The 6,438-nt window shown below is 65.6% G+C and carries 5 protein-coding genes; 4 read left to right on the top strand and 1 reads right to left on the bottom strand.

Translation table 11 applies throughout. The features are described from left to right. Window positions 1-60: 60 nt before the first annotated feature. A complete protein-coding gene (locus VK519_RS16655) occupies window positions 61-1,524 on the bottom strand; it encodes an MFS transporter (protein ID WP_324351610.1) in 1,464 nt (487 codons plus the stop codon). 141 nt (window positions 1,525-1,665) lie between these two features. Here VK519_RS16655 and rnk point away from each other — a divergent pair, with 141 nt between their 5' ends. The 4 genes from rnk to VK519_RS16635 all read left to right on the top strand — a co-directional run. Further along, a complete protein-coding gene (gene rnk / locus VK519_RS16650; protein ID WP_324351608.1) occupies window positions 1,666-2,067 on the top strand; it encodes a nucleoside diphosphate kinase regulator in 402 nt (133 codons plus the stop codon). A 32-nt stretch (window positions 2,068-2,099) separates the two neighbouring features. Then, window positions 2,100-4,502 carry an NAD-dependent DNA ligase LigA gene (gene ligA, locus VK519_RS16645; protein ID WP_324351606.1) on the top strand — a complete coding sequence of 801 codons (2,403 nt, stop codon included), beginning with the start codon at window positions 2,100-2,102 and terminating at the stop codon, window positions 4,500-4,502. Further along, window positions 4,503-5,456, top strand: a complete 954-nt coding sequence (gene epmA, locus VK519_RS16640; protein ID WP_324351605.1) for an EF-P lysine aminoacylase EpmA — start codon at window positions 4,503-4,505, stop codon at window positions 5,454-5,456. A gap of 57 nt (window positions 5,457-5,513) precedes the next feature. Continuing rightward, the coding region (locus VK519_RS16635) for an MFS transporter (protein WP_414692768.1) at window positions 5,514-6,438 on the top strand (925 nt) is incomplete at its 3' end.

Raw genomic sequence — 6,438 nt, 5'->3', positions numbered from 1 at the left:
ATCTGGGGCCTCGGTGCGAAGCGCTGGGGCGGCATCCGTCGCCACCCAGCCGTGGCGATCTTACACGGGTGCGGTTTCGTCGGCTGTGCGCGCCTTCACCGGGCGGTCGCGGCGCAGGCGCGAGAAAATCCAGCTGGCGGCCAGCGTGAGGGCTGCCAGGATCAGGATCGAGCAGCGGAAGGCGTGCACGTATTGCGCGGGCTCGTGCCCGCCCAGGAAGGCTTCCATCAGCAGCGAAGCCAGCGCGATGCCGAAGCTCATCGACAGGTACTGTGCCGTGGAGGCCATGGACGAAGCCATCGACGCGTGGCTGACGTCCAGGTCGACATAGGCCAGCGTGTTCATCGAGGAATACTGCAGTGACATGAAAGCGCCGTAGACGAAGACCTGCAGCGCGATCACCACCAGCGGCGTCTGCGGGCCGACCAGGGTGAAAGACGCCAGCATCAGCGCCACGGCCACCGTGTTGCCGAGCAACAGGCGCCGGTAGCCCAGCCGAAGCAGCAGGCGGTTCACCACCCACTTCACGGCGATGGCGCCCAGCGCCTGGGGCACCATCATCAGGCCCACCACGCTTGGCGACCACCCACAGCCCAGCTGCAGGAAAAGCACCAGCAGCAGGAACATGCCGGAAACACCCAGCCGGGTGAAGAGGTTGCCTGCCAATGCCACGGCCACGCTGCGCACCTTGAGCAGTTTCAGGTCTGTCACCGGGAATTCAGTGCGGCGTGAATGCAGCACGTAAAGGATCCCCAGCAGCACTGCCGCGGTTGCCCACAGCGCCACCTTGCCCCATTCACCCACCCCGCCGGCTTTCTCCGAGGCCAGCAACAGCAGGGCGGAGGCCCCAGCGAACAGGACAAAACCCAGGATGTCGAAACGGCGCGATTCGGTGAGGCGGTAGTCGGGCATCTGCCGGCGGTTCAAATACATCCCCAGCAGGCTGACCGGCACGTTGATCAGGAAGATCGCCCGCCACGAGGTGTACTGCACCAGCACGCCGCCCAGCAGGGGGCCCAGCACCGAGCCGATCAGCCCGAAGGTGGCCACGGTGGCCATCGACGAGACGAAATCCTTGCGGTCGATGGTACGTACCAGCACGTAGCGCCCGACCGGCATCAGGGCCGCGCCGCCCAGGCCCTGGACCACGCGCGCGGCCACCAGCTGGGGCAGGGACTGCGCCAGGCCGCACAGCAGCGAACCGAGCGCGAACACGCCGATGGCGGCGCCGAATACCCTGCGCGTGCCGAAGCGGTCGCACAGCCAGGGGCTGGCCGGGATGAAGATGGCCAGGGTGAGCACGTAGGTGGTGAGGGCGCTGCGCATGGACAGCGGGGTGACGGCCAGCGCCGAGGCGATGCCCGGCACGGCGGTGTTGACGATGGTGGAATCGAGCGCCTGCATGAAGAAGGCTGCGGCCACCAGCCAGATCAAGCCCTTGTATCCTGCCTTCGCGCTGGCCGTGGCCGCGGTGGCTACAGTGGCAGGCGTGGGGGCCGGCGGGACTTTCAGGCTGTCAGGCATTGGCGGCATTATACCTTGCGTGGAGAAGTTCCCGGTCTTGTTGACGACCGTTCACAACCCCATGGTTATGCTGTTTTCACCTTTTTTCAGCTTCCCACGCCGGGGCAAAGACGTGCCGGCGCGTTACCCCTTGGAGCACGCATGGACAGGAAACCGAGCATCACCATCACCGAGCGCGACATGGACGGCATCGAGGCCCTTCTCGACCGCCAACCCGTGGCCGAAAGCGAGCGTTATGCCGCGCTTCGCGCGGAGCTTGCGCGCGCCCGCCTGGTGGAAGTGGGCAAATTGCCGAAGAACACCGTGGCGATGAACTCCACCGTGACCTTCGAGGACGAGGAATCGGGCCATGAGAGCCGCCTCACCCTGGTCTATCCGCCCATGGCCGGCGGCCCTGACACGCTGTCCATCCTGGCCCCTGTGGGTTCGGCGCTGATCGGCCTGAAGGTGGGCCAGCATATCGCCTGGCCGATGCCCGACGGTCATTCACGCTCGCTTCGCGTATTGAAGGTCGACTACCCGGCCGAGGCCGCGCACCGGTAACATCCTGTCGGTTAGCCACGCCGAGCCCACGCATGACAGCACCTGCACCTCCTGCCGACGTCCTGGCCCGCGCCGAGGAGCTGCGGGCACGCATCGAGGATGCCAACTACCGGTACCACGTGCTCGACGACCCGGCGATCGCCGATGCCGACTACGACCGGCTGTTGCGCGAACTCGATGCGCTGGAGGAAGAGCATCCCGCACTCGCCCGCGACGACTCGCCCACCCGGCGGGTCGGCGCCCGCGCCCACGGCGGATTCGCCGAGGTCAAGCACCGGTTGCCGATGCTCTCGCTCGGCAACGCCTTCCAGGACGACGGCGACACCGACGAAACCCGGTACAAGGACGTCGCCGACTTCGAGCGGCGCATCGAACAGACGCTCGGCCGCCGCGAGCCGGTATTTTCGGTGGAACCGAAGCTCGATGGCCTGGCCATCAGCCTTCGCTACCAGCAGGGCGTGTTCGTGCAGGGCGCCACGCGCGGCGATGGCGCCACGGGTGAGGACGTCACCGCGAACCTGCGCACAGTGAAGGCCATCCCGCTGCGCTTGCGAGGCGAGGGCTACCCCGCAGTGCTGGAAGTGCGTGGCGAGGTGGTGATGCCGCGCGCCGCTTTTGCCGCCTTCAACGAACGCGCGCTGGCCTCGGGCGAAAAGCCGCTGGCCAATCCGCGCAATGGCGCGGCCGGTTCGCTGCGCCAGCTCGATCCCGCGATCACCAAGAAACGCCCGCTCACTTTCTTCGCCTACGCCACCGGCATCGTCGAGGGCGGCGAGCTTCCTGCCACGCACTCCGCTACCTTGCAGAAGCTGCGCGAGTGGGGCTTTCCGGTATCACCGGAGGTGTCCACGGCCAAGGGCTTCAAGGGACTGATTGCGTACTACAAGCGCATCGGCACCCGGCGCGACAACCTGCCCTACGACATCGACGGCGTGGTCTACAAGCTCGACGATTACGCCGGCCAGCGCGAGATGGGCTTCGTTTCGCGCGCCCCGCGCTGGGCGCTGGCGCATAAATTCCCCGCCCAGGAACAGACCACCCGCGTGGAGGCGATCGAGATCCAGATCGGCCGCACGGGCGCCGCCACTCCCGTAGCGCGTCTTGCGCCGGTGCAGGTGGCCGGGGTGACGGTGACCAACGCCACCTTGCACAACGCCGACCAGGTGGCGCGGCTGGACGTGCGCGTGGGCGACGGCGTGATCGTTCGCCGGGCGGGCGATGTCATTCCCGAGGTCGTACGCGTGGTAGAGGACATGCGGCCGAAAGGCACGCATCCCTGGACCATGCCCTCGACGTGCCCCGTCTGCGGATCGGCGCTGCTGCGCGAGGAGGGCGCCGCCGCTTTCCGCTGCTCCGGTGGCCTGGTGTGCGCCGCGCAAAGAAAGGAAGCGCTCATCCACTTCGCCTCGCGCCGCGCGATGGACATCGACGGCCTCGGCGACCGCTTCATCGATGGCCTGGTGGAGCTGGGCATCGTGCATACGCCGGCCGACCTCTACGACCTCACCGTCAAGCGTTTCGTCGACATGAAACAGCAGCTGGACGAACGCGACGGCACGGTGCCCGAGACGGTACGCCAGGGCAAGATCGCCACGCGCTGGGCTGAAAACCTCGTCGAATCGATCCAGCGCAGCAAGCAGACGACACTGCCCAGGTTCCTGTTCGGCCTGGGCATCATGCATATCGGAGAAAGCACGGCCAAGACGCTCGCCAACTGGCTTGGCGACCTTGAGCGCATCCGTCATACACCAGCTTCGGTACTGCGTGTGCTTCCGGATATCGGCCACGAAGTGGCCAAGTCGATCGAAGCCTTCTTCGCCCAGGAAGGCAACCAGCGCGTGGTCGATGCACTGGTTGACCGGAAAGGCGCGAATATCACCTTCAGTGATGAGTCCACGCCGTCGCCAGCATTGCGTGAGCGATTGGGCATGTCGGTGCTGCTGGATTCGTTGAACGTCAACAAGCTCGGACCCAAGGCCACGGCGCTGCTGGCCCAGCATTTTCCGACGTCGGCGAAATTGATAGCCGCCGGCGAAAGTCACTGGATCACCGCCGGCCTCAACGCGGCGGCGGCTGCAAATCTCGCGGCCGCGCTGGCATCGAAGGAAACACGCCAGGACCTTGGCAACGCCGAGAAAGCCATGCAAACGTTGTTGGCCGCCATCCCGGCAAGAGCTGAAGCTGCCAGCCTGCCGCTGGAGGGCCAGACCATCGTGCTCACCGGCAGCCTGCAGGCGCTGGGCCGCGACCGCGCCACGGAATTGCTCGAATCACTCGGCGCCAAGGTGTCCGGCTCGGTATCAAAAAAAACCACGGTGGTGTACGCCGGCGAGGCGGCGGGATCCAAACTCGCCAAGGCGGCCGAACTTGGTGTCCCGGTAAAAGAAGAGGGCGACCTGCTGGCTCTGCTGGCCTCGCACGGACTGGAGCCATAAGTGAACGTACTTCGGGAGAAACTGGCGCGGCGTGCGTCGCTTCATGCGTTTATCCGGGCTTTCTTCGGTGCCCGCAACGTGCTGGAAGTGGAAACCCCGGTATTGTCGGCCGCCGGCAATACCGATCCGAACATCCAGAGCTTCTGCACGCAGTTCACCGGCCACGTCGATGCCGGCCCGCGCGAACGGTGGATGCGCACATCGCCAGAATTCCCTTTGAAGAGATTATTGGCGGCAGGATCCGGCGACATCTACGAACTCGGCCGGGTGTTCCGAAACGGCGAAGCGGGTGGGCGCCACAATCCGGAATTCTCCATGCTGGAGTGGTACCGGGTGGGGTTCGACCACCTGCAACTGGCCGATGAAGTGGTTGAACTGGTGCGCGAGGCCCTGGCGCTGAAAGGGCGCGAGGCCGAAGTGCTTGTCGTCAGTTATCGCGAGTTGTTCCGCAGCGAACTGGGCGTGGACGCCTTGCTTGACGACATCGGGCAACTGCAGCCGCCGCTGGCGGGTTTCGGTATCGACGCGGAAGGACTCACGCGGGACGACTGGCTGGACCTGTTGATGACCCATCTGTTGCAGCCGCGCTTTCCGCGCGACCGCATCACCGTGGTCGTCGACTATCCGGCCAGCCAGTGCGCGCTGGCGCGCGTGCGGCGCGGCGATCCCCCGGTAGCCGAACGGTTCGAGGTTTACCTCGGGCCGATCGAGCTTGCCAACGGTTACCATGAACTCAACGATGCCGCCGAACAACGAGCGCGCTTTGAGCGCGACACCCGCATTCGGCGGGATCGCGGCCAGCACGAATTGCCGATGGACGAAGCCTTGCTGGCCGTACTCGACAGCTTGCCCGATTGCGCGGGCGTAGCGCTGGGCGTCGAGCGCCTGATGATGTGCCTGGAAGATTCCCATGCCATCGCCGATGTGCTGGCCTTTCCATTCGACCAGGCTTGAGTTGAATCTTCGCGCCGCTACCGTCGCGGCTCCCTCCTGACATTGGCAGGCCGATTGATGAATGTCTCCGTGAATACAAATTTAGATCGAGAAACTACTGACGACCGGCCGCTGGACCGCCGCGATGCCAAGACCCTGCTGCTGTCAGCGCTGGGCGGCGCACTCGAGTTCTACGATTTCGTCATCTTTGCGTACTTCACCAAGGTGCTGAGCGCGCTGTTCTTCCCGGCGACGATGCCCGAATGGCTGCGCCTGCTCGAAACGTACGGGATCTTCGCCGTGGGTTACCTGGCGCGCCCCCTGGGCGGCATCGTGATGGCGCATTTCGGCGATCGCGTCGGCCGCAAGCGGATGTTCACGCTCAGCGTGTTCCTGATGGCCGTGCCTACCTTGCTCATGGGCCTGTTGCCGGTTTACGCGCAGGTCGGCGCGCTGGCGCCGGTACTGTTGCTGTTGTTGCGCATCGTGCAAGGTGTGGCCGTCGGCGGTGAAGTGCCCGGCGCATGGGTTTTCGTGGCCGAACACGTGCCTCCGCGCCGGATAGGCCTGGCCTGTGCCAGCCTTTCCGCAGGCCTCACCTTCGGCATCCTGATCGGCTCGCTGATGGCGCAGGGATTGAATTCGCACATGAGCCAGGCCAGCATCCTCGACCACGGCTGGCGCATTCCCTTCCTGCTGGGTGGTGTCTTCGGGTTCTTCGCCGTCTACCTGCGGCGCTGGCTTAGCGAGACGCCGGTGTTCATGCGCATGCGCGAGCGCCGCGAACTGAGCCCTGAGCTCCCGGTCAAGGCCGTGCTCACGCATTACCTTCCCGGCGTGGCGCTGTCGATGCTGGTGACCTGGGTGCTTACCGCGGCGATCGTGGTGGTGATCCTGCTTACCCCGACCATCGTGCAAACGGCCTTCAAGGTGCCAGCGCCGCTGGCCTTCACCGGTGCGAGCCTGGCGGCGCTGGGATTGACCTTCGGCTGCATCGGCGGCG

This window comes from Pinirhizobacter sp., assembly GCF_035317885.1.
Taxonomy (GTDB): Bacteria; Pseudomonadota; Gammaproteobacteria; order Xanthomonadales; family Rhodanobacteraceae; genus Pinirhizobacter.
Note: the sequence above shows the minus strand (reverse complement) of the source record. Positions and strands in the feature narration are given on the sequence as shown.